This is a genomic window from Paracoccus methylarcula (genome assembly GCF_003007735.2).
GTDB lineage: Bacteria > Pseudomonadota > Alphaproteobacteria > Rhodobacterales > Rhodobacteraceae > Paracoccus > Paracoccus methylarcula.
This window is the reverse complement of sequence record NZ_PXNQ02000009.1, coordinates 34,147-60,310: the sequence shown is the minus strand read 5'-3', so window position 1 is coordinate 60,310 and position 26,164 is coordinate 34,147. Positions and strand designations below refer to the sequence as shown.

The 26,164-nt window shown below is 61.0% G+C and carries 21 protein-coding genes and 1 tRNA gene; 10 read left to right on the top strand and 12 right to left on the bottom strand.

Features of this window, described 5'->3' with window-relative positions; genetic code table 11:
• Positions 1-107: 107 nt before the first annotated feature.
• Positions 108-1,766 (top strand): NAD+ synthase, encoded by a 1,659-nt coding sequence (locus A7A09_RS14630; RefSeq protein WP_106692206.1) that lies wholly within the window; start codon positions 108-110, stop codon positions 1,764-1,766.
• A 286-nt stretch (positions 1,767-2,052) separates the two neighbouring features.
• On the opposite strand, the gene A7A09_RS14625 is transcribed toward A7A09_RS14630, so the two are convergent.
• The 6 genes from A7A09_RS14625 to A7A09_RS14600 are packed head-to-tail and all read right to left on the bottom strand — an operon-like array spanning position 2,053 to position 6,383.
• The gene (locus tag A7A09_RS14625) at positions 2,053-2,241 is read right to left on the bottom strand and encodes a hypothetical protein (protein WP_106692094.1); all 189 of its coding nucleotides are present in this window, start codon (positions 2,239-2,241) and stop codon (positions 2,053-2,055) included.
• A 12-nt stretch (positions 2,242-2,253) separates the two neighbouring features.
• The gene (locus A7A09_RS14620) at positions 2,254-2,580 is read right to left on the bottom strand and encodes a DUF2190 family protein (protein WP_106692093.1); all 327 of its coding nucleotides are present in this window, start codon (positions 2,578-2,580) and stop codon (positions 2,254-2,256) included.
• Positions 2,577-2,798, bottom strand: a complete 222-nt coding sequence (locus A7A09_RS14615) for a phage head-tail joining protein (RefSeq protein WP_106692092.1) — start codon at positions 2,796-2,798, stop codon at positions 2,577-2,579. Before A7A09_RS14615 ends, A7A09_RS14620 begins: the two co-directional genes overlap by 4 nt.
• A complete protein-coding gene (locus A7A09_RS14610; protein WP_106692091.1) occupies positions 2,798-4,501 on the bottom strand; it encodes a phage major capsid protein in 1,704 nt (567 codons plus the stop codon). The genes A7A09_RS14615 and A7A09_RS14610 overlap by 1 nt, the downstream gene beginning before the upstream one ends.
• Positions 4,498-5,817, bottom strand: a complete 1,320-nt coding sequence (locus A7A09_RS14605; protein ID WP_106692090.1) for a phage portal protein — start codon at positions 5,815-5,817, stop codon at positions 4,498-4,500. Before A7A09_RS14605 ends, A7A09_RS14610 begins: the two co-directional genes overlap by 4 nt.
• A gap of 5 nt (positions 5,818-5,822) precedes the next feature.
• Positions 5,823-6,383 carry a hypothetical protein gene (locus A7A09_RS14600; protein ID WP_106692089.1) on the bottom strand — a complete coding sequence of 187 codons (561 nt, stop codon included), beginning with the start codon at positions 6,381-6,383 and terminating at the stop codon, positions 5,823-5,825.
• Between the two features lie 700 nt (positions 6,384-7,083).
• Here A7A09_RS14600 and A7A09_RS20575 point away from each other — a divergent pair.
• Positions 7,084-7,554, top strand: a complete 471-nt coding sequence (locus A7A09_RS20575; RefSeq protein WP_148043690.1) for a hypothetical protein — start codon at positions 7,084-7,086, stop codon at positions 7,552-7,554.
• Positions 7,555-7,618: 64 nt separating this feature from the next.
• On the opposite strand, the gene A7A09_RS14590 is transcribed toward A7A09_RS20575, so the two are convergent.
• From A7A09_RS14590 to A7A09_RS14565, 6 genes are all read right to left on the bottom strand, one after another.
• The gene (locus A7A09_RS14590) at positions 7,619-9,406 is read right to left on the bottom strand and encodes a phage terminase large subunit family protein (protein ID WP_106692087.1); all 1,788 of its coding nucleotides are present in this window, start codon (positions 9,404-9,406) and stop codon (positions 7,619-7,621) included.
• The gene (locus tag A7A09_RS14585) at positions 9,396-9,980 is read right to left on the bottom strand and encodes a hypothetical protein (protein ID WP_148043689.1); all 585 of its coding nucleotides are present in this window, start codon (positions 9,978-9,980) and stop codon (positions 9,396-9,398) included. Before A7A09_RS14585 ends, A7A09_RS14590 begins: the two co-directional genes overlap by 11 nt.
• 4 nt (positions 9,981-9,984) lie before the next feature.
• The gene (locus A7A09_RS14580) at positions 9,985-10,308 is read right to left on the bottom strand and encodes a hypothetical protein (RefSeq protein ID WP_106692085.1); all 324 of its coding nucleotides are present in this window, start codon (positions 10,306-10,308) and stop codon (positions 9,985-9,987) included.
• The gene (locus tag A7A09_RS14575) at positions 10,305-12,611 is read right to left on the bottom strand and encodes a bifunctional DNA primase/polymerase (protein ID WP_106692084.1); all 2,307 of its coding nucleotides are present in this window, start codon (positions 12,609-12,611) and stop codon (positions 10,305-10,307) included. The genes A7A09_RS14580 and A7A09_RS14575 overlap by 4 nt, the downstream gene beginning before the upstream one ends.
• A gap of 189 nt (positions 12,612-12,800) precedes the next feature.
• Positions 12,801-14,000 carry a tyrosine-type recombinase/integrase gene (locus A7A09_RS14570; RefSeq protein WP_106692083.1) on the bottom strand — a complete coding sequence of 400 codons (1,200 nt, stop codon included), beginning with the start codon at positions 13,998-14,000 and terminating at the stop codon, positions 12,801-12,803.
• A 185-nt stretch (positions 14,001-14,185) separates the two neighbouring features.
• Positions 14,186-14,270, bottom strand: a tRNA-Leu gene (locus A7A09_RS14565).
• A gap of 235 nt (positions 14,271-14,505) precedes the next feature.
• Here A7A09_RS14565 and A7A09_RS14560 point away from each other — a divergent pair.
• The 8 genes from A7A09_RS14560 (at position 14,506) to queG (ending at position 25,947) form a co-directional block, all read left to right on the top strand.
• Complete coding sequence (locus tag A7A09_RS14560) at positions 14,506-15,492, top strand: complex I NDUFA9 subunit family protein (RefSeq protein ID WP_106692205.1); 987 nt, start codon at positions 14,506-14,508, stop codon at positions 15,490-15,492.
• Positions 15,492-16,295 carry an undecaprenyl-diphosphate phosphatase gene (locus A7A09_RS14555; protein WP_106692082.1) on the top strand — a complete coding sequence of 268 codons (804 nt, stop codon included), beginning with the start codon at positions 15,492-15,494 and terminating at the stop codon, positions 16,293-16,295. The genes A7A09_RS14560 and A7A09_RS14555 overlap by 1 nt, the downstream gene beginning before the upstream one ends.
• 153 nt (positions 16,296-16,448) lie before the next feature.
• On the top strand, positions 16,449-17,933 hold the full coding sequence (locus A7A09_RS14550) for an NAD(P)-dependent oxidoreductase (RefSeq protein ID WP_106692081.1): 1,485 nt from the start codon (positions 16,449-16,451) through the stop codon (positions 17,931-17,933).
• A gap of 10 nt (positions 17,934-17,943) precedes the next feature.
• A complete protein-coding gene (locus A7A09_RS14545) occupies positions 17,944-18,708 on the top strand; it encodes a hypothetical protein (protein ID WP_148043688.1) in 765 nt (254 codons plus the stop codon).
• A complete protein-coding gene (gltB, locus tag A7A09_RS14540) occupies positions 18,705-23,243 on the top strand; it encodes a glutamate synthase large subunit (protein ID WP_106692079.1) in 4,539 nt (1,512 codons plus the stop codon). The genes A7A09_RS14545 and gltB overlap by 4 nt, the downstream gene beginning before the upstream one ends.
• 104 nt (positions 23,244-23,347) lie before the next feature.
• A complete protein-coding gene (gene mtgA, locus A7A09_RS14535) occupies positions 23,348-24,073 on the top strand; it encodes a monofunctional biosynthetic peptidoglycan transglycosylase (protein WP_106692078.1) in 726 nt (241 codons plus the stop codon).
• Between the two features lie 82 nt (positions 24,074-24,155).
• The gene (fzlA, locus tag A7A09_RS14530; protein ID WP_106692077.1) at positions 24,156-24,842 is read left to right on the top strand and encodes an FtsZ-binding protein FzlA; all 687 of its coding nucleotides are present in this window, start codon (positions 24,156-24,158) and stop codon (positions 24,840-24,842) included.
• A 79-nt stretch (positions 24,843-24,921) separates the two neighbouring features.
• Positions 24,922-25,947 carry a tRNA epoxyqueuosine(34) reductase QueG gene (queG, locus tag A7A09_RS14525; protein ID WP_436277802.1) on the top strand — a complete coding sequence of 342 codons (1,026 nt, stop codon included), beginning with the start codon at positions 24,922-24,924 and terminating at the stop codon, positions 25,945-25,947.
• The last annotated feature ends 217 nt before the right edge of the window (positions 25,948-26,164 follow it).

The following is a 26,164-nucleotide window of genomic DNA, read 5'->3' as shown; positions in this document are numbered from 1 at the left end:
TGACTTTTGCCCCATGGTCTACCCCAAGCACCCGCCGCGCGCAAAGCCCGACTTTTCCTTTCCGCCGCCTTCCCCTATCACGGGACCGAGATAACAGGGGCATGACCATGACCGACCGTTTCCGCCTGACCATCGGCCAGTTGAACGCCACCGTGGGCGATCTGCCCGGCAACGCCGCCAAGGCCCGCGAGGCATGGGCCACGGCGAAGGAAGCCGGAGCAGACATGTTGGCCCTGCCCGAGATGTTCATCACCGGCTACCAGACGCAGGACCTGGTGCTGAAACCCGCCTTCACCGAGCAGGCCATGGCCGCGATCCAGGAGGTCGGTGCGGCATGTGCGGACGGCCCCGCGATCGGCATCGGTGGTCCGTGGCGCGATGGGGACAAGCTGTATAACGCCTATTGGATCTTCAAGGATGGCAAGCTGGTCGCCCGCGTCCTCAAGCACCACCTGCCCTTCAAGCAGCTTTTCGACGAGTTGCGCCTGTTCGACAGCGGCCCGATCAGCGGCCCCTACCCGGTCGGTGCGGCGCGCATCGGCTCTCCGATCTGCGAAGATAGCTGGTATCCGGATGTGGCCGAAACATTGGCCGAGACCGGCGCCGAGATCCTGATCGTGCCGAATGGCTCGCCCTATCACCGCGAAAAGCTTGACTTGCGGATGGGACACATGGTCGGGCGGGTTGTCGAGACCGGGCTGCCGCTGGTCTATGTCAACCTTGTCGGCGGTCAGGACGACCAGCTTTACGACGGCGCCAGCTTCGTGCTGAATCCGGGCGGCAGGAAGGTCGTGCAGCTTCCCGCCTTCGAGGAAGTCATCGCGCATGTCGATTTCACCCGAGGCGAGGACGGCTGGCGGGCCGAACCCGGCGAGTTGGCCCCGCAGCCCGACGCGTGGGAGCAGGATTATCACGCGATGATGCTGGGCCTGCGCGAATATCTGTGCAAATCCGGCTTTTCCAGGATGGTTCTTGGCCTGTCGGGCGGCATCGATTCGGCCCTGGTCGCCACGATCGCCACTGACGCCATCGGCCCCGAGAATGTCCGCTGCGTCATGCTGCCCTCGGAATATACCTCGCAAGCCAGCCTCGACGATGCCGCCGATTGCGCCGGACGGTTGGGCACACGGCTGGATACCGTCAGGATAGATGCTGCCCGCGATGCCGTCGAAGGCGCACTGGCACATCTGATGGAGGGCACAAGCCCCGACACGACCGAGGAAAACATCCAGTCCCGCCTGCGCGGGGTGATGCTGATGGCGCTGTCGAACAAGTTCGGCGAGATGCTGCTGACCACCGGCAACAAATCCGAGGTCGCGGTGGGCTATGCGACGATCTATGGCGACATGGCGGGCGGCTACAACCCGATCAAGGATCTCTACAAGACCCGCGTCTTCGAGACCTGCCGCTGGCGCAACGCCAATCACCGCCCGTGGATGAAGGGCCCCGAGGGCGAGGTGATTCCACCGCAGATCATTTCGAAGCCGCCTTCGGCCGAGCTGCGCCCCGATCAGAAGGACGAGGACTCGCTGCCTCCCTACGAGGTTCTGGACGCGATTCTCGAAGGGCTGGTCGAAAAGGATCTGGCGCTCAAGGACCTGGTCGAACAGGGTTTCGACGCCGAAACCGTGCGCCATGTCGAGAAACTGCTCTATATCAGCGAGTGGAAACGCTATCAGGCCGCCCCCGGCCCGCGCATCTCGACCAGGGCCTTCTGGCTGGATCGCCGCTATCCGCTGGTCAATCGCTGGCGCGACGAGCTGTAGGGGAGATCCGGATAGGCGCCGCCGCTCTGTGCACGCGGCGGCGTTTCCGCGACATGCGCAACAAAAAACCGCGTCCAGACAACAGTCTGAAAACGCGGTTTTTTATTTGGTGCCCCCAGGAGAGGCATCACAAATGCAATAGAATCAAGCCGATTGAGCATGGCGATACCATGCCCGATACCATGCTAGAGCAGTTTCCACAGGGATTCGAGTCCAAAATTCAGGTGATAATATAACGAAAAGAGCCGCCCCGAAGGACGGCTCTTTAGATCATGCGCGAGGTGAATCAGGCGGTGCCGTTGGCTTTCTTCCGATTGGCTTCGGCCTGTTTGATTTCGGCCTCGGTCGCAGCGCGCGCCGCATTGAGATGATCAAACTGGCGGGCCTGTGCCGGGCTTGCGTCGAAAACCGAGCCCTTGGTGATCAGCACATCGTCGGGCATGATGATGTCTGTTTTCGCGAGCATCTTTGCCATTGTCGGATCTCCTTATCCGGGCAGCCTGACGGCTACGGTTCCAGTTGCTGCGGGGGCATCGGCGATGGCGTAACCGATGGCGGTATTCCCGGTTGATACGACAGTGGCGAGACCCGCCGTCGCATCCCAGAATAATGCCTCGCCGGTCTGGACGTCATCAGCCGAGACCTTCGGCAGTTCCCAGCAGCCGGTCACGGTCACGTCAACGGGTGCGCCTGACGCTGCATCCCCCTGAGCGATGCCGACGATATCGCCGACGATCACGACATCATCGGATGCGACGGCGGCGGGCGCGGTGATGGTCAGGGTATGACCTGGTTGCAGATATGTAGTGCTCATGGTTCTAGACCTTTCGTCATGATGGGTTTGATGCGATTGGACCGCCCCGAGGTCAGGGCGGCAATCTCGGCGTCAAGCGCGGCGATCGCGCGTTCGATCTCCGATTGGCTGCGGTAATGGACCTGCTCGCCATTCTGATCGGTCAGGCTGCGGATTCCCGAGTAACGGGTTTCCAACAGCCGTTCCCGATAGGCTTGCAGTTCGGCCAGGGTCGCCATTATCCCGTGACCTTCACAGCGCCGCGCCATCCGGCGAAGCCTGCGCCCACGTCCATCCAGCAACGGAAACTGATTCCTAATGTGGACCAGGTTTCTTGCCTCTGGACCTGCGGGCCGGGGGCGGCAGCAAGATGGCCGAGATTGAAGACGGCAGCGCGGGCAGGATCGGCAAACAAAAACCAGTCGTCTGTCTCGATCCTCGGGTCGATCAGCAGTTGAAACTTGCCTGCAAAGACGTTCGCATCTGCCGTTGTGTTGGCGTAGATCGTGGCCAACACTTGTTCCAGATCAGTCTCACGGCTCGGGCCAGCGACGATATACTTGGGCGATACCGAGATAGGCGTGATGCCGTCCAGATTCTTTTGCTGACGCATGATCAGCCGCGCCGCTGCCAGATCGGCAACCAGATCGGCAGTGCCGGTATGGACGTTATTCCGGCTCGCATCGAACAACGGAGTCCCATCGCTCAGGGTATCGGTGCCAAGCAACTGATCGGCGCAGAGGTCGGCTTCCGTCGCGGCTGCACTTTCACCAAGCTGGCTTGTAGTATCGGCCAGGATATTGAGCGAATCGTTGATAATGAGGGTACGGCTGCAATCCCAGCGGCGGGCGAACGTCCTGAGTTGCAGCGGCTCGGCCTCTTCCGCACGGCTTGTTGCGGTTATCTCTCCGTGCTCCGTTAAGGGCTCCAAGCGGCCAAGCCCTCCGGCCCGAACGGTGCTGGCGACCTTGAAGTCGGACAGGCTGCGGCGCTTGAACAAGACCTTGAGCGGGGACTCTGCCACCCGGTAAGCCTGTCCCACGCTCATGTTGGCGACATTGGCGACAATCGCCGGGAAGTCTGACGTTCCGGCAACCGATCGGTGCAACACCTCATCAACCGACATGCCGCGATGACTGACGCCAGCACGGGACAGCGAGTCTTTCGCCAGATCCATGAGCGACATATTCGCGTAGTCGCGGGATGCCTCGGGGATCTCCGTGCCGCTCATCCGGGCATAGACACCAGCGGCGGCGCGGCTGACGATCGCCTGTGGATCGTCATGGCTGCGGGTGACGCGGATGGTCGGAGTCTGTCGGGTCAGCATCGCCTCTAGGGCTGCGCTGCGCACCTCATCATCGGTCACGGCTTCCTCGGTGAGATCCTGCCCCCAGTCGTCAGGCAGTTTGCAGCGTTCGCGCAGATCATCAATCAGCGCCTCGCGGGTTTCGATATCATAGGGCATGGTTGTTTCGCTCCTCTTGCGGGCGTTTGGATCGGCAGGGATGGGAGTCAAGCTGATCTCCATCACCCTGAAGCTGGAAACGGTCACGACGCGGTTGCCGTCAGCGTCCCGCGTTTCACTCGATCGGCTGACCGTGTAACCGACAGAGAATGTGGACAGGGTGCCGTCAGCTATGCGCTGCCGGATAGGCTCGGCATCGTCGGCGGTCGTCAGGCGGATGTCGGCAAGCAACTGGTCTTCCTCCACCCGGATATTGCTTGCCGTGCCGATCGTCTCGCGGGCGCTCGTGCGGTGATCCAACTGGACCGGCAACGGATCGGTTGCAGCTTGTGCGCCATGAGGGTTGAGAACTTCCAGCAGCGGCCCACGGCGGTCTCGGCGCTGAACCGGGAAGGGCGTTGCGATGACAGCCGTAAATGTCAGCGGATCGGCAGTTGCAGCCAGTGTTGCCGCGCGAAAGAATACTGTGGTCGTCATGCTTCGGATTCCTTTTTCGGTGCGCCGAAGGTCAGACCCAGGGCGGCTTCCCGTTCGCGATCGGCTTGGATCTCGGCGTCCAGTTCCTCGACGGAATAGCCCAGGGCGCTGACTATCTGCCTGCGGCTCGCCAAGCCGTGTTTAAGCATCTGGATCGAGGCGTTGGCGTCTTTCATCGGATCAACCCAAGGTTGTGCAGGCGGGATATGCTCGACGCTAAACAAGTCGTCATCGATCGGGATATTGTGTTCCAATGCCGCCATAGTCGCGACACGGCGCCAGACCGGATCGAGCATTTGCGGCGCGAGGATCTGAAATTGGAAACGCTCTATGCGCTGCCTGTACGCCACGAGCGCAGCGCGCAAGCTGGAATAGTTCGCCTGTCCGACATCCGCCGAAATGAGCCAATCGGGCACGCCCACCCCTGCCGCGACACGGCGCGTCATGTGCTTCAGGAACTCTCCTGATTGCTGACTCTGTTGTGGCGAGATGGTGGTGATTTTCAAGTTTCCGGGAAGTTTGATAATCTCACCGGGCGCGAGTCCTTCCCCATCGGCAAGGGGGTCTTTGCCGTCCTGTTGCAGTTCATCCGTCACGATGACGGACAGGAGCGCGGCCATGCGGTTCTGCATCAGGAGTGAATCTTCCAGCCCGTCGAGTGACGCCAGCGTCAACAGGACAGGAGCCAAGGATGACACGCCCCGGACCTGTCCCGGCCCGCGAGGTTCCATCACATGGATCACCTGATCGGCGGGAACGCGGATAGGGGGGTGATATGCCGCATTCATCGCATCCGGGCGCTGCGGGTGGATATGGTATGCTACCGCCTGCCCATCGTCACCGAGTTCCACCCCGGCGACGATCTGATCGGTCGCGATGTCGGCCAATTGCTCAGGAGGCAAGTGCAACAGCTTGTCACCGCGCCACAGCAGGAGGCTTTCACCGTCAATCCGCTCGGCTCGGGCAACCTGGCTTTGGATCGCGTAATAATCCCCTCGGGCCGATGCGTCGGCATGTCGCGCCCATCGCTGGAAATAGGCGTCGAGGGTGGCGCGGGTCTCGGGGTCGGGGTGCTGACTGGTCGGCCTGATACCTGGTCCGATCACGCTGTCGCACCATGCGCCGATCGCGGCGGCGGTCAAGCTGTTATTCTCGGCGGCATGCCGGGCGCGGCTGCGGATCGATGGGCCAGCCGCCACGGTCTCCGGGCCATAGCTGGAAAAGCGCTTCCGGCCAGCGTCAAACCGGCTCATGCTCGGGGTCGCCGCCTCATAGCTGCGCTTTGTCGTGCCTAATAGGTTTCGCAACCAGCCCATACCGATCAATCCTCGGCCAAGATGTCGAGGACCGGCTTGCAGTGGAGCGTGACGGGGATCAGGTCGCTTTTCTCGATACGGTATGTAGCGCCGTAAGCGTCCGTCCGTTCAAACTCCTCCTCCAGCCCAAGGCTTGCGAGTGAGCCCATCCGCGAATGAGTGCCCGGCCAGCGCCCGGAGTCGTCGCCCAGATGTACCACGTCGAAACGGACGAAAACCGGCGCGCCCGAACGGATTGCTGCAAGATGATCCTCGAAAGCCGGGGTGCCGCAGGCATGGATCTCGCCGCGCGGGCCGAAGGTGCGTAGTTGCCCGAGCATTGCCGCAATCACGTCCTGACTGGTTCCCGCGAGGCTCATGCTGATCGCGGTGACGGCGGCGCAAATATCGCCCTCGGCGTATTTGGTCTCTCGCCCCTGCGAACGCGGCAAGCGGGTAAAGATCAAGCCACGGTCGCGCATGGTCCTGGCGCGGCTATAAAGCCGTTCGTGCTCGTCGGTGCTCATGCCGCGCGCCGTGGCAAGGGCGTCGGTGATCTCGCGGAGGGTTGCGGTGCGCTCAGTCATCTGTGGATTCCTCGTCAGGGTGCATGTCAGTCACGGCGCTTATACAGCCTGCGTCAATCTGAAGCAAGTATCTTGCGTCAATCAGAAGCAAGTGCTACAAGGGCGGTGTCCAGATGTTGAGAACCATGGGCAGGGGCGGCTGCGGTCGGCCCTGCCACGAAATCCTGATGGACAGGTCAGGACGCCCCATCCCGGCAACCTCGCGGGATGGGGCAATTTACAAAAGGCACCCTGGCAAGGATTCCCCGATGCCCGCAAAAATCGACAGGAGATTCGCCCGCCGCTTCCCCAACAGGGGATTCTGGCTCAGGCCAGCGAGCGCGGAAGAGCGGAAGATCCAATTTCGGGGGCGGTCAGAACCGGGCTGGCACCCATGCATGGCGATCATGCGAGGGGTCGGAAAACACGCTGACAAATTCCATTCGCTGCCGTTCTATTCCAGCACCCCGGACCTGGCCGACATTGGCGAGGAGGAGTCGGGAATGACTGCAGCCCATGTGCGGGACAGCCTAAGTGACGGGGGATTGCCTTTCGTCACGATCAACAGAATGTAGCCTGTCCAGCGCCACGCCGCTATCGGCTATGATGCGCTGTTGCTCGCACGCTGGCGAGGATTGACAGATACTCACTTGACGGTCGGCAAGTTTTCGCTCACGCTGTCGTTATCTAACCGAAGGGGGACAATTTGTTTAGGTTCTTAATGCCAATTGCCCTTGCGGCATCTACCTTTATTATTGCTTCATGCAGTAATGAGGCAGGCACAATTTCAGACGTTCATACTGGAGTTACTGCAGGGCATTCAAAGTTTTATCCGGCTGCAGGTGGGTTACTTTATAATCTAAACGCCACAACAATCGTAGCAGAGAAGAATGGCGAAATCCGTTACGCCGTTGGGACAAGGTATCTATCAACTGGTTTAGGATGGGCATTTTTCAGAGAAGCTTGGTCATTCGGGAACAAATTGCCTTATCAAGTTACAGGTGAGCACGTTTCTGGTTGCGGCGGCGGTAGCTGTAGTATGACTGAAGAAGGCCTCATTCAGCTTACAAAGCAACAATTCGAGTCCGCCGCAAAAACTGGTTTTGAGTTTAAATTACAGGGAAGAAACCGTTCTGTAGTTGGAAAGTTACCGGCGAGTGCATTTCAAGAAGCGCTTGCACAAAACCGCTAATTATTAAATTCGCCCTCGTATCAGTAAACTTGGCTTAATTTCGCTCGGCATTTGTTTTGGCGCGTTATCCCCCCTGCATCCAGCGGGATTTGATCCTCCGGGGGGCGGGTGCTGGCGCGGCCTGTGATGCCAGTTCTTCCGCCCTCCGATCAAGATCGATATTCAACAGCGATCGGGCTGCGACCGCATATGTGCAAGTATCGATCGGCTCATTTCTCTGGCGCACCTTGTGCCACTCCAACACTTTGAATCCCTTGTTAAATCGGGTGCGCAGCCGTTCCGCCGTGAAACCGTCGAACCACTCCTCCGACAACGAGTCACTGAACCGGAAACTGCCACCCTGGACCATGCCCATAATGCGCTGTTTGATCGGGTCGGTGCCGACAAGCTGCAGCCTGATCGTTTTATCTCCGGCAGCCTTACCCAAGCTGACAGGCGGGCGTTTCCATCCGCTGACGCCCATGCAGGGGAATATCCGCTTGGCGGCATATCCCCGCGTTGCGTTGTAGACCTCCTGTGTCGCAAATCCGGCATCGGTCAGGGCAGCGTCATAGCGTAGCGTTCCCCCATTCGGGTGCGGGAAGGACCGAGCCAGCAGGTCGTGTACATCGCGCCAGAGGTCATCGCCATACGGATCGCCCCAGATCACAGAATGCTCAAGGACAAGCGCCCGCCCGTCAGCGGTCCAGCCAAGGGTGGATATCTCGGCGCGATCGGCCTGCAGGTCGGTGCCTGCGGTTAAAATGATAACTTCCGGGGGGATGCGACCGTCCAGCCCGATCGGCTCCACTGTGTCGATGAGGTCGCCGGGTTCGAGGCCGTCTGACCCGTCGCGCCACACGCGCCCCTCTAGCTGGTTCGTCCAGACCTTCAGCAGATTCGGGTTGGTTTTGGCGGCGACGAATTGCGCGGCGATAGACCCCCATGACTCAAGGGCTGAACCACCGATCGCGTTAATGCGGTAAGAGTGATGCCCAATCACCTCGGGGCGGGTCACAACCCACTTGCCACGGTCCAGCATCTTCGGCCTGTCTGCTTCTTGCGTAATTGCGCCACAAGCCGGGCAACAGAAATACGCCTCCTCGGGCTTGCCAGTCGGCCACTGGATCATTGACCATTCCAATTCCTGATAGGTGCCGCAATGGAGGCATGGCAGGTGCCACTGGCGGCAATCCCCCTCCTCATAGGCTCGGGCAATCCGGCTGGTCGCCTCGTCTATAGGGGTGGATGCCATCACCACCTTGGACCGCGAGCCGAAGGAAGCCACCCTGCGCAATGCAATCGCCACGGGATCGCCTTCCCCGTCATCACCGCCTGCGGACACTTCCAGCCCGTCAACCTCGTCCATCCAGAGCACGCGAGCCGCACGAGCCCTCAAATTTTTCCCGCTGGCGCCTGACACGATCGACAACCGGCCTCCGGCGTAATGTCGCGTCAGCATCGTATCCCGACCGCTGACATTCTCAGTCAAGGCGCCGCGCAAGGCCGGGGATGCGTTAAAGGTCGGCTCGATCATATCCGTCAGCAGCATCCTGCACAGAGACTCGGAGGGAAGCACCACAAGCTGCAGGGCGGGATCGTTCAGGGCGTAATGGGCGAGCCCCGCGACCATCAGTTGCGTTGCGCCGATTCTCGAACTCTTCAGGATGCTGACCCTGCCCACGCGATTGTTGCCGATCGAACGGGCCACTTCCCGTTGCCACGGCATCAGGACCATGCGCCCAGGCTCGGCGCTGACCGTCTGCGGAATCCGAACGTGCTTCTCGGTCCAGTCGGCAAGGTCCAGTTGCGGCGGGGGGCGCAAGGCGGCGTAAACATCGGCGCGTAGGGTGCGGAAGGTCTCAGCGTGCATTGTCCAACTCCGTCAAGGCAAGGCGCAATTCCTCTTCAAGCAAGGCGGCGGTGTCACGGTCCAGCCCGGTGCGGGCGGATACGCGAGGACCGATATTGAGAATCTGACTGCGCAAGTTGACCGCAAGGTCGGTCCATTCCCGGCGCACATCATCAATCGGAATCAATTCGCCGCGCTCGCGAGCAACCCGTGCCTCCTCCCTGTCGGCCTTGGCGCGTGTCAGGCGCAGCACCTCGGCTTTCTGATCGCTGGATTCTGACGGTTGTTTCCCGGCCCGTGATGCGCCTTCCCGCAACCTGGCGCAGTAGTTCTTGATCGATGCGCGAGTGTCGTAAAAGCCGCGACGGGATCGGACCACGACTCCATCCTGCGCAAGCACTCTGACGCGATTTCCCGTGATGCCCAGAATTTGCGCCAGCGTGCCCTCTTTCACTTCATGCGGGAACGCTTCGGACGAGTCGCTAGAGCCAGCCAGCGGGGCAGGATTCGGGATCTCCGGCGAAGAATCTCGACTATTCCCACCCAACAGGTCGTCGTGATCGTCGTTCTCGGGCTGGGATCGATTTAAATCCATGTTGTTACACCATAAAATTTTTCATTTTGGAAAGTGGACCCACACGGTTCAGCGCCCCCAAGTCGGGCGTGTCGGCCTCGGAAGGACCCGAAAGATCGCGAGAAATCGATGCGTGACCCATGTGACCCGTGACCCATGTGGTTTTGATGTAGCCCTGCGCGCGAGTGTGCGTGTGCGTGCGCGCGCGCATGTGCGTGTATGAGTCTCTTTTTAAACGGGTCACATGGGTCACATGGGTCACGGCCTTGAAACCAAAAGAAAATCGGTGACCCATGTTGATATCCGTGACCCGAGTCACATGGGTCACGCCTGATAGAACGCCCATCATGCCTGGTTGCCTTTCGATATGATGCTATCCAAGACCTTGCGGCAGTCCTCGGGGGATTTAAGCAGGTAATACCATTCGCGATCATCGCGCGGGCCTTCCTTGAAGCGTCGCTTGGCGAGGAATGGCGCTATTTGCTTGCCGAACGCCTTTTCGCTTGTTTGCTGCGTACGATAGCGATTGCCGGGCTTGCTGGCCCATCCCTCGAATGCATCACGCAATCGGTCAGTCTCGATGGGTTCACCTCGCCACAACAAGGCTCTGTCGGCTGCAACGATTCCCTCAGCCTCAATGCAATCAGCCATCCACGCTTGGACGCCCCTGAGCCCCTCGGCGATGGTGTCCAGCAAGGCTTCGGTAGCTGGTGGCTGATGATGCCACCCCGTCAAGTCGTAGTGCATGAGGAGGTGCATTAGGGCGCTCGGACCATCGCCGTTCATCTCGCGCACAAGCGCATCGAAATATGCTGAATTGCCCTTTTGCTCATCCGACACTTCAGAGATGAAATAACGCCTTTCGCCCGAGGTGGCGTTTACCGGGCGGAACTCGTTCGATGTGATCCAGAGCCGATGGAACGACTCCACGGAATAGACTGGCGCATGCTTTTCATTGATCGTCTGCTTATTGGCGGTGATCAGGTTCTTGACCCGCGAGTCTGCCCCGTGGTCTCCATGAAAGAATGCCTCTTCCAGATGGATGAAAAGCTTGTTTGCAATCGCGCCATTGAAATGCCCCCATACGGATTCCTGATCGGCAGTATTCAGATAGGCGGACTCATGCATGAGCCGGGATAGATAGGATGCCACAATATCTTTCCCCGCCCCTTTCTCGCCTCGCAGGACAATGGCAGATCGCGGCTTTTCGGCGGGGCGCTGGACCATGTGCGCCATCCAGCAGAGTATCCATTCATAATGCCCCCGATGACCGTTGCAGATGACGTTGCGCAAATGGTCCAGGAATAGATGGCACGATGCCGACTCTTTCGGCTCAATGGCCCATCCGCGCCACAGGTTATAAGCAGCAACCGGGGCTCGGCCATCGGGGCGGAAAACAACGCCGCCGGGATATTCCTGCCTGCCGCTCCATTCCAGCCACGCCTCGGCCAAGGTGCGCTTCCCGTGGCGGCGGTTCTGATAGCGCAACTTCAGGTCGGCAGGATTACCGAATGCAACCCGGTCGCCTTCAATCGTCATGATCGCAGTCTTGCCGCCAAGACTCACGACAGCATGGTGATCATTCAATACGACGCGGGGATCTTGCTTGCCCTTGGGCTCTACATCCGGCCCGCCTAGCAATTCCCATGTGTCGCAATCTAGATCCGGCTTTTCCTCGCGCTGTTCCGGCTCGCCTTGATCCTCGAAAACGTCCGTATGGTCATGCATCCCCGGCAACATGACAGGTTTCTTCAACCCATCTCGCCATGCGCGTTCGATCTTGCCGCGCTCCTTACGCTCGTCAAAAGGCTCGGGCCATTTCCGGCAGGCTGCAAGCAGGGCATCCATCGCCTGCTCTTGTGTCAGCGCCTTGTGGGCTCCTGCGCCCCCTGCCCATAGTGCAGCAGCGTTCAGGGTGCCGTGGCGCTCGCCTAATGGCGTTGCCGCCAGGTTCGACGCCAGCTTGCGCAAATGATCAGCAGCCCATTCGCGCTGTTCCTCGTCGGCCTCCTGCGCCTCGACTGAGGGGTAGTCCTGCTTGTCCTCGGGCACCAGTTCATCGGGGAAGCGGGGCAGTGCGACCGATCCAAGCGGCGCCCCCTCGGGCACATATTGCTTGCCTTCAATCGTCGCATAGGGGGCAATGACAAGCCCGCCGCTGTTGCAACGGGTATCCAGCCCCGGCCCGACTTCGCCAACCCAGTTTTTCACCCGGTCATCGGGGCCCTCAAAGAAGAGATGATAACCGCCGCTCTTGGTCCGCGTCCGGCTTGGCGACAAGGCGGCGAGGTCACCGAAACCTTTCCCCCGGAGAGTCGCTATCCCGTCATTACCGTGTTTCACGTCAACATCCAGCACAACCTTGTTGTCGCAGAGCAATGCCGGGATCGCGTCGGGATACTTATCCCACCATCCGTTGATCACCTCGGCGCTGGTCGTCGCGCCTCTCTGCCATCCCTCGAAAGGCTTTCTACCGTCACCATCCCCCCAATCGCGCAGGAACAGCACGCGGTGCCCGCGCTCGGCCCAATGAAGCGCCGCATCTCGGTTATTGGTGGGAATCCGCAGCGGGACAACATTGGTGCCCCCTAGCAGATCGAGGGATTCAGCGTCGAGACGGTATTGCGAGTCACTCGCAGGTATGTTAGTCATGGTTCACACTTTCTATGAAGAGCGTCTCACATGGGCCGGAAACCCGAGACGCTCTTTTTCTTTGCGTTACGGCGCCCCAATCAATCAACATCTAGTTGACTAACTAGGGACACCACCACATATAGTTGAATGTGCCATAGAAATGGGCGCCGAGTCCACGGCGCCCATTCGATCGAATATCAGATATACTTATAGGATATCGTCAAACTCGCCAGGCGGGCTGATGAAGTCCGCCCACGCCTGCAACAGTTTCCGGCGCTGGCCCAAGTAGAGAGCATGATTATATGCGCTCCTCACCGATCCATCGACATGCGCCAGGCACATCTCGATCCAGTCGCGGTTCCAGCCGGACTCGTTACTCCATGTCGAGAACGACGACCTGAATCCATGCGTGGTTGCGCGCGAGTGATGCCCGGAGCGGTAGAGAGTATACAACATCGTATTTTCACTGATCGGTTTTTTCATCCCGGCTTGCTGGCTCAGGAAAACGAATCGCTGATGACCTGTCAGGGGCTTCAACTCTTTCAGCACCTGCACCGCCTGCCGGGATAGCGGCACCAAGTGATCGCGCCGCATCTTCATTTTCGGGCCCGCAATGCGCCACAACGGTTCCTTGCCGTCCAGATCCTCGAACTCGGACCATTCGGCAAATCTCAGTTCTGACGTTCTCACAACCGTGAAGATCACCAAGCGCATTGCCGCGACCGTCACAGGGTCAACGCGGTATCCGTCAAGGCTCTTCAGAAAGTCGCCAATCTGATCGGCAGGCATGGCGGCGCGGTGCTGGACCTTGGGCTTGGGCGCCAAGGCGCTACCAATATCTCGGGATGGATCGAACGGGATTAGGTTCTCGGCCACTGCGAATCGGAAGGCAGCCCCCATAATCTGATGAATGCGCCTGCCGGTCTCGATAGCGCCACGCTCCTCTATCTTGCGGATGCAGGCCAGCACGTCAGCAGGCGTGATGCTCGCAACAGGCTTGCCCCCTATCTCCGGGAAGCAATCCCGCACCATGCGGTTGCGCATCCGGTTGTAGTAGCTGGATGCCCACTGATCCTTGTTCAGCTTGAACCATCGGGTTGCGACAGATTGGAAGGTCTCGCCCTCGGGGTCAGATGGACCTCCATCAGCCTTTTTTGCCGCGTTCGGATCGATGCCATCCCGCAACAGGTCTTTCGCCTTCGCCAGTTCCTGGCGGGCATTATAGAGATTGACCTCGGGATAGCTGCCAAAGCTGGCAGTCTTCTGCTTGCCTTGGAAACTGTAATTCAGGCGCCAGTGTTTCCCGCCTGAAGGGGTCACTTGCAGGTAGAGCCCATCCCTATCCCCTTTGCGGTAAGCTTTCGCTTGGGGTTTCAGGGCGCGTATTTGTTGTTCAGTCAAAGCCACAGCCGAATCTCCGATTCAGGGGCATGGTATTTTTCGCCTCTCGCATCATGGTATCGGAAAGCCAGAAATACCATGATCATGCGTAGAATCTCAGCGAATTTGCACCACGCCCGACCAAGTGAAATCCCCGAAACCCTTGTTTTTGTGGGTTTCGGGGGATTTTAGATCGGCTGTAATCGAAGACTTGGTGCCCAGGAGAGGACTCGAACCTCCACGCCTTGCGGCACACGGACCTGAACCGTGCGCGTCTACCAATTCCGCCACCTGGGCAGGTGGTGTGAGCGGGGTAACTATAACCAGTCGGTGGGGGCGTCAATGGGATGTTCGCAAAAAAATCGCTCCCGGGATGAGATCCTCCGGGTCGCGGCCGATATGTGTCCGCATTTGCGCAAATTTTACCTGAAAATTGCGGCCCTGCGGCGTTTGACCCCGGCGGGGCGCCTTGTCGCGCGACCTCGCCTTGAGTATTGAGGCTATGACGCGGCACGAAGGAGGCGAGAAGCCCATGGCGAAACTGGTCACGATCTTTGGCGGCTCGGGGTTTCTTGGGCGTCAGGTGGCACGTCTGATGGCCAAGCGCGGCTGGCGGGTGCGGATTGCCGTGCGCCGCCCGAACGAGGCGCTGTTCACGCGCACCTATGGCGCGGTGGGCCAGGTCGTTCCGGTACTTTGCAATATCCGTGACGAGGAATCGGTCCGGGCGGCCATGTCCGGTGCCGATGCCGTCGTCAACTGCGTGAATATCACGTCGAAACAAGGGAAAAGCACCTTCAAATCGATTTTCGAGGACGGCGCCCGGAACATCGCGCGCCTGTCGCAAGAGATGGGAATCGCGCAGGTCGTGCATATCTCGGGTCTTGGCGTGGATGCCGCTTCGTCCAGCAAATATGTCGCCGCGAAAGCACGGGGCGAAGCCGCTGTGATCGAGAACCGTCCCGACGCGGTCGTCCTGCGGCCTTCGGTGCTCTTCGGGACCGGCGATAGCTTTTACAACCGCTTCGCGAGCCTGGCACGATTCGGCCCGATCATGCCGGTGATCGGCAGCCGCACCCGGATGCAACCCGCTCACGTGGACGACGTGGCATTGGCCGCAGTCATCGCCGCCGAGGGGCAAGTCGCATCCGGCATCTATGAACTGGGTGGTCCCGACATGCTGACCGTCCGCGAAATCGTGGAACAGGTGTTGAAGGTGACCTATCGCCGCCGGCTGGTGCTGAACATGCCGTTCTGGCTTGCTCGCATCGGCGCGGGCATATTGGACGCGGCCCAATACCTGACCGGCGGGCTGTTCACCAACAGGCTTCTGAACGGCGATCAGCTTGCATTGCTGCGGCAGGACAATATCGTCGGCGAGGATGCCCGGGGATTTGCCGCATTCGGGATCCAGCCAAGCGCCCCCGAGGCCGTCATCGAGGATTATCTCTGGCGCTTCCGCCCATCGGGTCAATATGACGATATCAAGCAATCGGCCAAGAACCTGCGCATCTCCTGATGGAGCCCAATACCATCATCGCCGTTGTCCTCGGCATTCTCGAGGGCCTGACCGAGTTCATCCCGGTCTCTTCCACGGGACATGTCCTGCTGGCCGGTCATTTCATGGGATTCGTCTCGCCCGGCCGGGCATTCGAGGTCGTCATCCAGCTTGGCGCGGTCCTCGCGATCCTGGCGGTCTATGCCGAACGCCTGTGGCAGATTTTTTCCACGGCGCCACGCGACCCGCAATCGCGGCGCTTCATCGCCGCGGTGCTGCTGGCCTTCATGCCCGCAGTGGTGCTTGGCGTCCTGGCCCATGACGTCATCAAGACGATCCTGTTCGAAACCCCGGTGCTGATTGCAACCATGCTGGTCCTGGGTGGGATCGTGATCCTGTATGTGGATCGGTGGGCGACGAACCCGGCCTATCACCGGGCCGAGGATTTCCCCCTGGCGATGGCCTTCAAGATCGGCGTCATCCAGTGCCTGGCGATGATACCCGGCGTGTCGCGATCGGGCGCCACCATTGTCGGGGCATTGCTGCTGGGCGCAGACAAGCGCTCGGCGGCGGAATTCTCGTTCTTCCTCTCGATACCGACGATGCTCGGGGCCTTTGCCTATGATCTCTACAAGAATCGCGATGTGCTGGACGGGGCGGCATTGGGGAATATCGCCATCGGCTTCGTTTGCGCCATGATCACGGCGATCTTCGTGGTGCGCTGGCTGCTGGGTTATGTCTCGAAGCAAGGATACGCGCTGTTCGGCTGGTGGCGAATCATTATCGGCAGCCTTGTTTTATTGGCTCTCGCGGCAGGTATGTAAGCATAACTGACCTAAATTGAGCCATTTCCAAAGATTTTTTCTCTTGCAGCATCAGGAAATCACCATTTAGGTCAGTATTGCTGACTTTTCATTCGCCTCGCCTTGCCTTATCCGGATTGCGGGAGTTCCTGACATTCGGAAGGTTGCGCAGCCATGGCCACGCAGAAAATGCTTAAATTCGTATCCACTCCGCGCGAGATGCCGGAAAAACGCAGCGCCGCCGAGCGCAGCGAGGACTTCCACGAGATTTACCGCGAATACGCCGGGCAAAAGGCGGCGGAACAGGCTGGCCGCTGCAGCCAGTGCGGCGTGCCCTATTGCCAGACGCATTGCCCGCTGCACAACAATATCCCCGACTGGCTGCGCCTGACCGCCGAAGGCCGCCTGAAAGAGGCCTACGAAGTCAGCCAATCGACCAATACATTCCCCGAGATCTGCGGCCGCATCTGTCCGCAGGACCGTTTGTGCGAAGGCAATTGCGTGATCGAGCAATCCGGCCACGGCACCGTCACCATCGGCGCGGTCGAGAAATATATCACCGACAGCGCATGGGAGAATGGCTGGGTCCAGCCGGTCTCGCCCCGTCAGGAACGCGCCGAAAGCGTCGGGATCATCGGCGCCGGGCCGGGTGGCCTGGCGGCGGCGGATGCGCTGCGCCGGATGGGGTTCCAGGTCACCGTCTATGACCGCCATGACCGCGCGGGCGGATTGCTGACCTATGGCATTCCCGGCTTCAAGCTGGAGAAGGACATCGTCCTGCGCCGCAACAAGCTGCTGGAGGATGGCGGCGTCGAATTCGTGCTGAACTGCAATGTCGGCGAGGATATCAGCTTCGACGCGATCCGGGGCAAGCATGACGCGGTGCTGATCGCCACCGGTGTCTACAAGACCCGCGACCTGGATATCGACAATGCGGATGCCGGCGGCGTGGTGCGCGCCATCGACTATCTGACCGCCTCGAACAGGGTCGATTTCGGCGATGACGTGCCCGATTTCGACGATGGCGAGCTGGATGCCAAGGGCAAGCGCGTCGTCGTCATCGGCGGCGGCGATACCGCCATGGACTGCGTGCGCACCGCGATCCGCCAGGGCGCGCAATCGGTCAAATGCCTCTATCGCCGCGACCGCTCGAACATGCCGGGCTCTCAGCGCGAGGTTCAGAACGCCGAAGAGGAGGGCGTGGAATTCGTCTGGCTCTCGGCCCCCGGCGCCTTCACCGGCCATGTGACCGGAGAGGCCGCCACCGCGCAGGAACGCGATGTCGATGGCGTTTCGCAAGTCGGGGGCGTCCGCGTCCAGAAGATGCGGCTTGGCGCGCCCGATGTTACAGGCCGTCAATCCCCGGAATTGATCGAAGGGGCCGATTACGATGAGCCCGCCGAACTGGTCATCAAGGCGCTTGGCTTCGAGCCCGAGGAACTGCCGCAGCTCTGGGGCGTCGATGGGCTGGAGGTCACCCGTTGGGGCACGATCAAGGCCGATTTCCAGACGCATCGCACCTCTATCCCCGGGGTCTACGCGGTCGGGGATATCGTCCGCGGGGCCAGCCTGGTGGTCTGGGCGATCCGGGACGGGCGCGAGGCTGCCGAATCGATCTCGAACTTCCTGACCGGCGACGCGCGCGTCGCCGCTGAATGAGGCCGTGAGAATGAGACACAAAGCCTGCATCCACCCCCGGCAAGACTCGCGGATCACCCTGCAAGGGCCGGGAATACTGTCCGTTCTGGCATGGGCTGCGGCATTACCGTTTACCGCCCTGCCCAGCCATGCCGGCACCTTCACGCCGCCACAGGGCTGCAAGCTCGAAGTGACGGTGCAAAATCGCGGCTGCACGGTCAGCCAGATCTATCGTTGCGGCACGGATCCGGATGGGCATCAGCGCAGCGCGATCTTCAACGAGGACGGGCCGACCCATATCTCGCGGATCGATTCCGAAACGCGCTGGATCGAAAGCCGCAATCCCAATTCCGGCATCGAGGACCGGCTGGTCGATGAGGCCAGGGACCACGCCAGTTTCAGCACCCTGATCGAGACCGGCCATGATGATTTCGACTTCTGGACCGAGTCCAATACCGGGGAACGGCTGCATCATGTCGGCCATGACGAACTGACCGGAGAGACCGTCACCGTCGATGGAATCAAGCTGGAAAAGACGCGGTTCGAACTGACCACCACCGATGTCAATGGCGAGGTGCTGATCGAACGATCGGGCCAGCAATTCATCAACCGCGCGATGGGCCGCTTTTTCGGCGGCCAGGAGACACAGAGCGACTGGACCGGGCTTCGGCAGGAAACGAATGACAGCCCCGTCCTGTTCAATTTCCCGGGCGAGAAGGGCTTCGGTGAAACAACCCCGCAATTCGACTGCGGCCAGATAGTGGCGCAGCTCCCTGACGAAAGGGCCCAGCTATGAGCAAGGATTGGCAAGCAGAGGAACAGGCCCGCCGCGACTGGATGGCCGAGAACAGCCTTTACCGGCAAGAGGACGAGCATTCCTCTTGCGGCGTCGGGCTGGTGGTCAGCATCGATGGCAAGGCCAGCCGCCAGGTGGTGCAGAACGGCATCGACGCGCTCAAGGCGGTCTGGCACCGCGGTGCGGTGGATGCCGATGGCAAGACCGGCGACGGTGCGGGCATCCATGTGCAGATCCCGGTCCCCTTCTTTTACGACCAGGTCCGCCGCACCGGGCATGAGCCCGACAATGACAAGCTGATCGCCGTCGGACAGGTCTTCCTTCCGCGCACCAATTTCGCGGCGCAGGAGGCATGCCGGACCATCGTGGAATCCGAGGTTCTGCGGATGGGGCACTATATCTATGGCTGGCGGCACGTGCCCGTGAATACCGCCGTGCTGGGCGACAAGGCCAACGCCACCCGCCCCGAGATCGAACAGATCCTGATCCGCTGCGAGAAGGATATCGATCACGTCCAGTTCGAGCGCGAACTCTACATCATCCGCCGCCGGATAGAGAAGGCCGCGGTAGCGGCGCAGGTGCCCGAGCTTTACTTCTGCTCGCTCTCCTGCCGGTCGATCATCTACAAGGGCATGATGCTGGCCGAGCAGGTCGCGGAGTTCTATCCCGATCTCAAGGACGAGCGCTTCGAGTCCTCCTTCGCGATCTATCACCAGCGCTATTCGACCAACACCTTCCCGCAATGGTGGCTGGCCCAGCCCTTCCGCATGCTGGCCCATAACGGCGAGATCAACACGCTGAAAGGCAATGTCAACTGGCTGCGCAGCCACGAGATCCGCATGGCCTCGAACGCCTTTGGCGAGATGGCCGAGGATATCAAGCCGATCGTGGCCGCCGGATCGTCGGACTCGGCGGCGCTGGACGCGGTCTTCGAGGTGATGGTCCGTTCTGGCCGTTCCGCGCCGATGACAAAGACCATGCTGGTCCCGGAAAGCTGGTCCAAGGCGACCACCGACATGCCGCAGCCATGGGCCGACATGTATGCCTATTGCAATGCCGTGATGGAGCCCTGGGACGGTCCCGCCGCGCTGGCCATGACCGACGGCCGTTGGGTCTGCGGCGGGCTGGACCGCAACGGGCTGCGGCCGATGCGCTATGTCGTGACCGGCGACAACCTGCTGATCGCGGGCTCCGAGGTCGGCATGGTGCCGATCAACGAGGCCAATGTCCGCGAAAAGGGCGCGCTCGGTCCGGGACAGATGATCGCGGTCGATATGTGGGAGGGCAAGCTCTACCACGATACCGAGATCAAGGACCGGCTGGCCGGCAGCCAGCCCTTTGGCGAATGGATCGAAAAGGTCGTCGATCTGAACGACATCATGCGCGAATTGCCCGAAATGCATCGCTATTCCGGCGACGAGCTGCGCCGCCGTCAGATCGCCGCCGGCTTCACCATGGAAGAGCTGGAACATGTGCTCTCGCCCATGGCCGAGGACGGCAAGGAGGCGCTGGCCTCGATGGGCGACGACACTCCGCCCGCCGTCCTGTCGAACCAGTATCGGCCGATGAGCCATTTCTTCCGGCAGAATTTCAGCCAGGTGACGAACCCGCCCATCGACAGCCTGCGTGAAACGCGGGTGATGAGCCTCAAGACCCGGTTCGGCAATCTCAAGAACGTGCTGGATGAAAGCTCGTCGCAGACCGAGATCCTGATCCTCGAAAGCCCGTTCATCGCCAATAACGAATATGCCGAGCTGTGCCGGATGTTCGGCGATGCCGTCACCTATATCGACTGCAGCTTCGCCGACGGTGCCGGGCAGGACGCGCTTGGCGAGGGGCTGGCCCGGATCCGGGCCGAGGCCGAGGACGCGGTGCGTTCCGGCGCGGGCCATCTGGTGCTGACGGATGAGCACCAGGGGCCGGACCGGATCGGCATGCCGATGATCCTTGCCACCAGCGCGGTGCATTCATGGCTGACGCGCAAGGGGTTGCGCACCTTCTGCTCAATCAATGTCCGTTCCGCCGAATGCATCGATCCGCATTATTTCGCGGTGCTGATCAGTGCCGGGGCAACCACGGTGAACCCCTATCTCGCGCAGGATTCGATCAATGACCGGATCGAACGTGGCCTGCTGGAAGACAGCCTGATCGACAATATGCGCCGTTACCGCGACGCCATCGATGCCGGGCTGCTCAAGATCATGGCCAAGATGGGAATCTCGGTTCTGTCGTCATATCGCGGCGGGCTGAATTTCGAGGCCGTGGGCCTGTCCCGCGCCATGGTGGCCGAGTATTTCCCCGGCATGCATAGCCGGATCAGCGGCATCGGGCTGCACGGGCTGCAGGCCAAGCTGGAGGACATCCATCACAAGGGCTGGCATGCCGACAATGTCGAATTGCTGCCGGTGGGCGGATTCTACAAGCTGCGCCGCTCGGGCGAGAAACATGCCTGGGAAGCCAATACGATGAAGATGTTGCAGATGGCCTGCGAAAAGGCCTCTTACGACATCTGGAAACAGTTCAGCGCGGCGATGCGGGCCAATCCGCCGATCCATATCCGCGATTTGCTGGACATGAAGCCGCTCGGCAAGCCGGTACCCATCGAAGAGGTCGAATCGATCACCTCGATCCGCAAGCGCTTCGTGACGCCGGGGATGTCCCTGGGCGCACTGTCGCCCGAGGCGCATATGACGCTGAACATCGCCATGAACCGGATCGGCGCGAAGTCCGATTCCGGTGAGGGTGGCGAGGATCCGGCGCATAGCCATCCGCTGTCCAATGGCGACAATCCCTGCGCCAAGATCAAGCAGGTCGCCTCGGGCCGCTTCGGCGTCACCGCCGAATACCTGAACGCCTGCGAAGAGCTGGAGATCAAGGTCGCCCAGGGCGCCAAGCCCGGCGAGGGCGGGCAGTTGCCGGGCATGAAGGTCACCAAGCTGATCGCCCGGCTGCGGCACTCGACGCCCGGCGTGACGCTGATCTCGCCGCCGCCGCATCACGACATCTATTCGATCGAGGATCTGGCGCAGCTCATCTATGACCTGAAACAGATCAACCCGCGTGCCAAGATCACCGTCAAGCTGGTGGCCTCCAGCGGCGTCGGCACGATTGCTGCGGGCGTGGCCAAGGCCAAGGCCGACGTGATCCTGATCTCGGGCCATAACGGCGGCACCGGAGCCAGTCCGGCGACCTCGATCAAATTCGCCGGCCTGCCTTGGGAGATGGGTCTGACCGAGGCGCACCAGGTTCTTGCCATGAACCGTCTGCGCGAACGCGTGACACTGCGCACCGATGGCGGCTTGCGCACCGGGCGCGACATCGTCATGGCGGCGATGATGGGGGCCGAGGAATACGGTATCGGCACCGCCGCCCTGATCGCCATGGGCTGCATCATGGTGCGCCAGTGCCAGTCGAACACCTGCCCGGTCGGCGTCTGCACGCAGGACGAGAAACTGCGCGCCATGTTCACCGGCAGCGCCGACAAGGTGGTGAACCTGATCACCTTCTATGCGCAGGAGGTGCGCGAGATCCTGGCCTCCATCGGGGCGCGCAGCCTCGACGAGGTGATCGGCCGTGCCGATCTGTTGACACAGGTCAGCCGTGGCGCCGCGCATCTGGATGATCTGGACCTCAATCCGCTCCTGATCACCGTCGATGGCTGGGACAAGATCGTCTATGATCGCAGCAAACCGCGCAACGCGGTGATGGACACGCTGGACGCGGAAATCATCCGCGATGCCGAGCGGTTCTTCTCGGATGGCGAGAAGATGCAGCTCTCCTATGCCGTGCGTAACACGCTGCGGACCATCGGCACGCGGACATCCAGCATGATCGTGCAGAAATTCGGTATGCGCAACGATCTGCAGCCCGATCACCTGACGGTCCGGCTGACCGGCAGCGCCGGACAATCCCTTGGCGCATTCGCCGCTCCGGGCTTGAAGCTGGAGGTTTCGGGCGATGCCAATGACTATGTCGGCAAGGGGTTGTCGGGCGGCACCATCACCGTGCGTCCGCCGATGATCTCGCCGCTGACCGCCGCCAACAATACCATCATCGGCAACACGGTCCTTTACGGCGCCACCGACGGCTATCTCTTCGCCGCCGGCCGTGCCGGGGAACGTTTTGCCGTCCGCAACAGCGGCGCGACAGTGGTGATCGAGGGCTGCGGCAGCAATGGCTGCGAATACATGACCGGTGGCATCGCGGTGATCCTTGGCCGGATCGGCGCGAATTTCGGCGCGGGCATGACCGGCGGCATGGCCTATCTCTATGATCCCGAAGGGTTTGCGCGCGATTATATCAACCCGGAAACGCTGGTGATGTGCCCGGTCACGCAGGATCACTGGGAGACCGAGCTGAAGGCCCTGATCGAGCGTCACCACAGGGAAACCATGTCGCGCAGGGCCGAGGACATCCTGCAGGACTGGGATCGCGAGAAGGTGAATTTCCTGCAGGTCTGCCCGAAAGAGATGCTGCCGCATCTGCCTCATCCGATCGAGGCGGTCGATGACGCCAGCGCGGTTCCGGCGGAGTAACCCGGCGATTGCACGAGTTCCGAATGCGGCCTTTTCCGGGCCGCATTCGTCATTCCAAAAGCAGATGCTTGACTGCGCGGCAAGGAGCATGACAAAGCCCGATCATGATCCTGCGCCTGTTATTCAGAACCCCTGCGCCAGAACCCGCCCGGAAAGGCGCCAAGCCCGTGCGCTGGCGGCCGCTGCGCCGCCTGGCCATCTGGTTGCGCTGGTTTCTCTTGCGCGTCTTCCTGCTGATGATGGTGCTGGTGGCCTTCTATGGCCTGGTGAATCCGCCGACGACATGGACCATCATCGCCGAGTCGCGCAACCATCCCATCAAGCCTCGCGAATGGGCGGATATCGGGGATATCGCCCCGGTCATGCGCCGTTCGGTCGTGGCGGCGGAGGATGCCAATTTCTGCCGGCACTGGGGTTTCGACATGACCGAGATCCGGAAGGTGGTCGCCTCCGGCAGCTCGCATGGCGCCTCGACCATCAGCCAGCAAACCGCGAAGAACGTGTTCCTGTGGCAAAACCGAAGCTGGACGCGGAAATTGCTGGAGGCGGTGTTCACACCGCTTGTCGAAGCGCTCTGGTCCAAGCAGCGGATCCTTGAGGTTTACCTGAACGTGGCGGAGTTCGGACCGGGCATTTTCGGTGTGGGGGCGGCCGCCCGCGAATATTACGGCACCACACCTGACAAGCTGACCCCGGTGCAGGCGGCAAGGCTGGCCGCGATCCTGCCCGCGCCCAAATCCCGCAGCCCGCATCAGGCATCGCGCCGCTCACGCTCGATCGCCGATGGAGCGGCCACGATCGCGCGGGACGGAAGGGCCGGCTGCCTGTGAGCAGCAACCCATCAGGTTGAAACAACATTGCCGCCGCCGTATCAATATGAACGCCCGGCAACGAAGAGGCCCAGAGCAGTCAATGAACAACAACACCCAGACCACGCGCCTTTACCACTCGATGCTGTCACCCTTCTGCCGCAAGGTGCGGCTGGTTCTGGCCGAGAAGAAGATCGAGGTCGAACTGGTCGAGGAACGGTATTGGGAAAGCCCTCCCGACCTGAAACGCCGCAACCCGGCGGGCAAGCTGCCGGTCTTACGCTATCGCGGCAACATGCTGGCCGAAAGCCAGGCCATCGTCGAATATCTGGACGAAACCGTGCCGAACCCGCCCCTGATGCCGCAAACCCCGATGGAGCGGCACGAGGTGCGAAGGCTTTGCGCCTGGTTCGACGACAAGTTCAATGCCGAGGTCACGCGCCCGATCATGGAGGAGCGTGTGTGGAAAAAGATCATGCGCTCGGGCTATCCCGACAGCCGGGTGGTCAAGGACGGGCTCAGGGCGATCAAGGAACATATCGACTACCTTGCCAGCCTTCTTGAAGCCCGCCGCTGGCTGGCAGGTAACACCCTGTCGCTGGCCGATTTCACCGCTGCGGCGCATTTCTCTTGCCTGGACTACATCTCCGACGTGGATTGGGACCGGTCCGAGATGGTGCGGGACTGGTACGCGACGATCAAGTCACGCCCGGCTTTCCGTCCGGTCCTGGCCGATCAGGTTCCCGGGATACATCCGGCCCCGCATTATGCCGAGCTGGACTTCGGATAGGACGGGCGGGCGCGGCGCGCGTCCCGCGACGGCCGGGGGCCAGCCCCCGGACCCCCGAGGTATTTTCACAAAGAAGAAGATCAAGGCTGCCCTGGCTCTTGAGGCCGAGGCCGTCGGCTTTGCCGGGATGCGGATTACAACCCCGGACGCGGCGCCGGAAATTGCTCGGCGATTACAGTCGTTTCTTGAAGCGGACAGGCATGGACAGATGAGCTGGATGGCCGAGCGCACGCATTGGCGCGGCAATCCGGCGGCGCTCTGGCCCGAGGCGCGTTCGGTGATCATGCTGGCCGAACTTTACACGCCAGACCATGATCCGCTGGCGGTTCTGGCACAGCCGGATCGCGCGGCAATCAGCGTCTATGCGCAGGGGCGGGACTATCACGACCTGGTCAAGAAGCGGCTCAAACGCTTGGGACGCTGGCTGCTGGAGCAGGAACCGGGCCATGAAATCAAGGTTTTCGTCGATACCGCCCCGGTGATGGAGAAACCGCTGGCAGAGGCGGCGGGCCTGGGATGGCAGGGCAAGCATACCAATCTGCTGTCGCGGGAACTGGGAAGCTGGTTCTTCCTGGGTGCCATCTTCACCACGCAGGAACTGCCACCGGACGAGCCGGAGAGGGAGCATTGCGGGTCCTGCCGCGCCTGCCTGGACATCTGTCCGACAAAGGCATTTCCTGCGCCATTTCAACTGGATGCGCGAAGATGCATCTCTTACCTGACGATCGAGCACAAGGGGCCGGTCGATCCCGAATTGCGGGAATTGATGGGTAACCGGATCTATGGTTGCGACGATTGCCTTGCCGTCTGTCCCTGGAACAAGTTCGCGCAGACGGGAACCGAGATGCGATATCGCGGTATCGTCGATGCGCCGCCACTGGAGGAACTCGCCATTCTGGACGATGCCGGGTTCCGGGCCCGGTTTTCCGGCAGTCCGATCAAGCGGATCGGGCGTGATCGATTTGTCCGTAACGTCCTTTATGCGATAGGAAATTCCGGAGAGCCGAGATTGGCGGAAGCCGCAAGGCCGCTCGTGAACGACCCTGATGAGGCGGTTGCGGATGCCGCCCGTTGGGCCTTGCTCCGGCTGGCACGGCAACCGTAATCCGGGCGACAATCCGAACAAGGTGATCTCCTGCAGGAATCCGACACAACGGATACGCGCGTTGCGCGACGTTTCCCCCGCATTCGGGCGGAAGAAGAAATGCCCCCTGAACCGACACCTCAAGATCAGTATGAAAAACATACTGGAGCCGATTGTGATCGGACCGACGCTCCCTTTCTTGTTCATGCAGGTCACCCCGGCCATCGCGGGCACAAGT

Excerpts from the sequence above, each read along its gene's own strand:
- A7A09_RS14630 (WP_106692206.1), top strand. The coding sequence starts at position 108 with ATGACCGACCGTTTCCGCCTGACCATCGGCCAGTTGAACGCCACCGTG.
- A7A09_RS14625 (WP_106692094.1), bottom strand. The coding sequence starts at position 2,241 with ATGGCAAAGATGCTCGCGAAAACAGACATCATCATGCCCGACGATGTG.
- A7A09_RS14620 (WP_106692093.1), bottom strand. The coding sequence starts at position 2,580 with ATGAGCACTACATATCTGCAACCAGGTCATACCCTGACCATCACCGCG.
- A7A09_RS14615 (WP_106692092.1), bottom strand. The coding sequence starts at position 2,798 with ATGGCGACCCTGGCCGAACTGCAAGCCTATCGGGAACGGCTGTTGGAA.
- A7A09_RS14610 (WP_106692091.1), bottom strand. The coding sequence starts at position 4,501 with ATGACGACCACAGTATTCTTTCGCGCGGCAACACTGGCTGCAACTGCC.
- A7A09_RS14605 (WP_106692090.1), bottom strand. The coding sequence starts at position 5,817 with ATGGGCTGGTTGCGAAACCTATTAGGCACGACAAAGCGCAGCTATGAG.
- A7A09_RS14600 (WP_106692089.1), bottom strand. The coding sequence starts at position 6,383 with ATGACTGAGCGCACCGCAACCCTCCGCGAGATCACCGACGCCCTTGCC.
- A7A09_RS20575 (WP_148043690.1), top strand. The coding sequence starts at position 7,084 with ATGCCAATTGCCCTTGCGGCATCTACCTTTATTATTGCTTCATGCAGT.
- A7A09_RS14590 (WP_106692087.1), bottom strand. The coding sequence starts at position 9,406 with ATGCACGCTGAGACCTTCCGCACCCTACGCGCCGATGTTTACGCCGCC.
- A7A09_RS14585 (WP_148043689.1), bottom strand. The coding sequence starts at position 9,980 with ATGGATTTAAATCGATCCCAGCCCGAGAACGACGATCACGACGACCTG.
- A7A09_RS14580 (WP_106692085.1), bottom strand. The coding sequence starts at position 10,308 with ATGATGGGCGTTCTATCAGGCGTGACCCATGTGACTCGGGTCACGGAT.
- A7A09_RS14575 (WP_106692084.1), bottom strand. The coding sequence starts at position 12,611 with ATGACTAACATACCTGCGAGTGACTCGCAATACCGTCTCGACGCTGAA.
- A7A09_RS14560 (WP_106692205.1), top strand. The coding sequence starts at position 14,506 with ATGGCGAAACTGGTCACGATCTTTGGCGGCTCGGGGTTTCTTGGGCGT.
- A7A09_RS14555 (WP_106692082.1), top strand. The coding sequence starts at position 15,492 with ATGGAGCCCAATACCATCATCGCCGTTGTCCTCGGCATTCTCGAGGGC.
- A7A09_RS14550 (WP_106692081.1), top strand. The coding sequence starts at position 16,449 with ATGGCCACGCAGAAAATGCTTAAATTCGTATCCACTCCGCGCGAGATG.
- A7A09_RS14545 (WP_148043688.1), top strand. The coding sequence starts at position 17,944 with ATGAGACACAAAGCCTGCATCCACCCCCGGCAAGACTCGCGGATCACC.
- gltB (WP_106692079.1), top strand. The coding sequence starts at position 18,705 with ATGAGCAAGGATTGGCAAGCAGAGGAACAGGCCCGCCGCGACTGGATG.
- mtgA (WP_106692078.1), top strand. The coding sequence starts at position 23,348 with ATGATCCTGCGCCTGTTATTCAGAACCCCTGCGCCAGAACCCGCCCGG.
- fzlA (WP_106692077.1), top strand. The coding sequence starts at position 24,156 with ATGAACAACAACACCCAGACCACGCGCCTTTACCACTCGATGCTGTCA.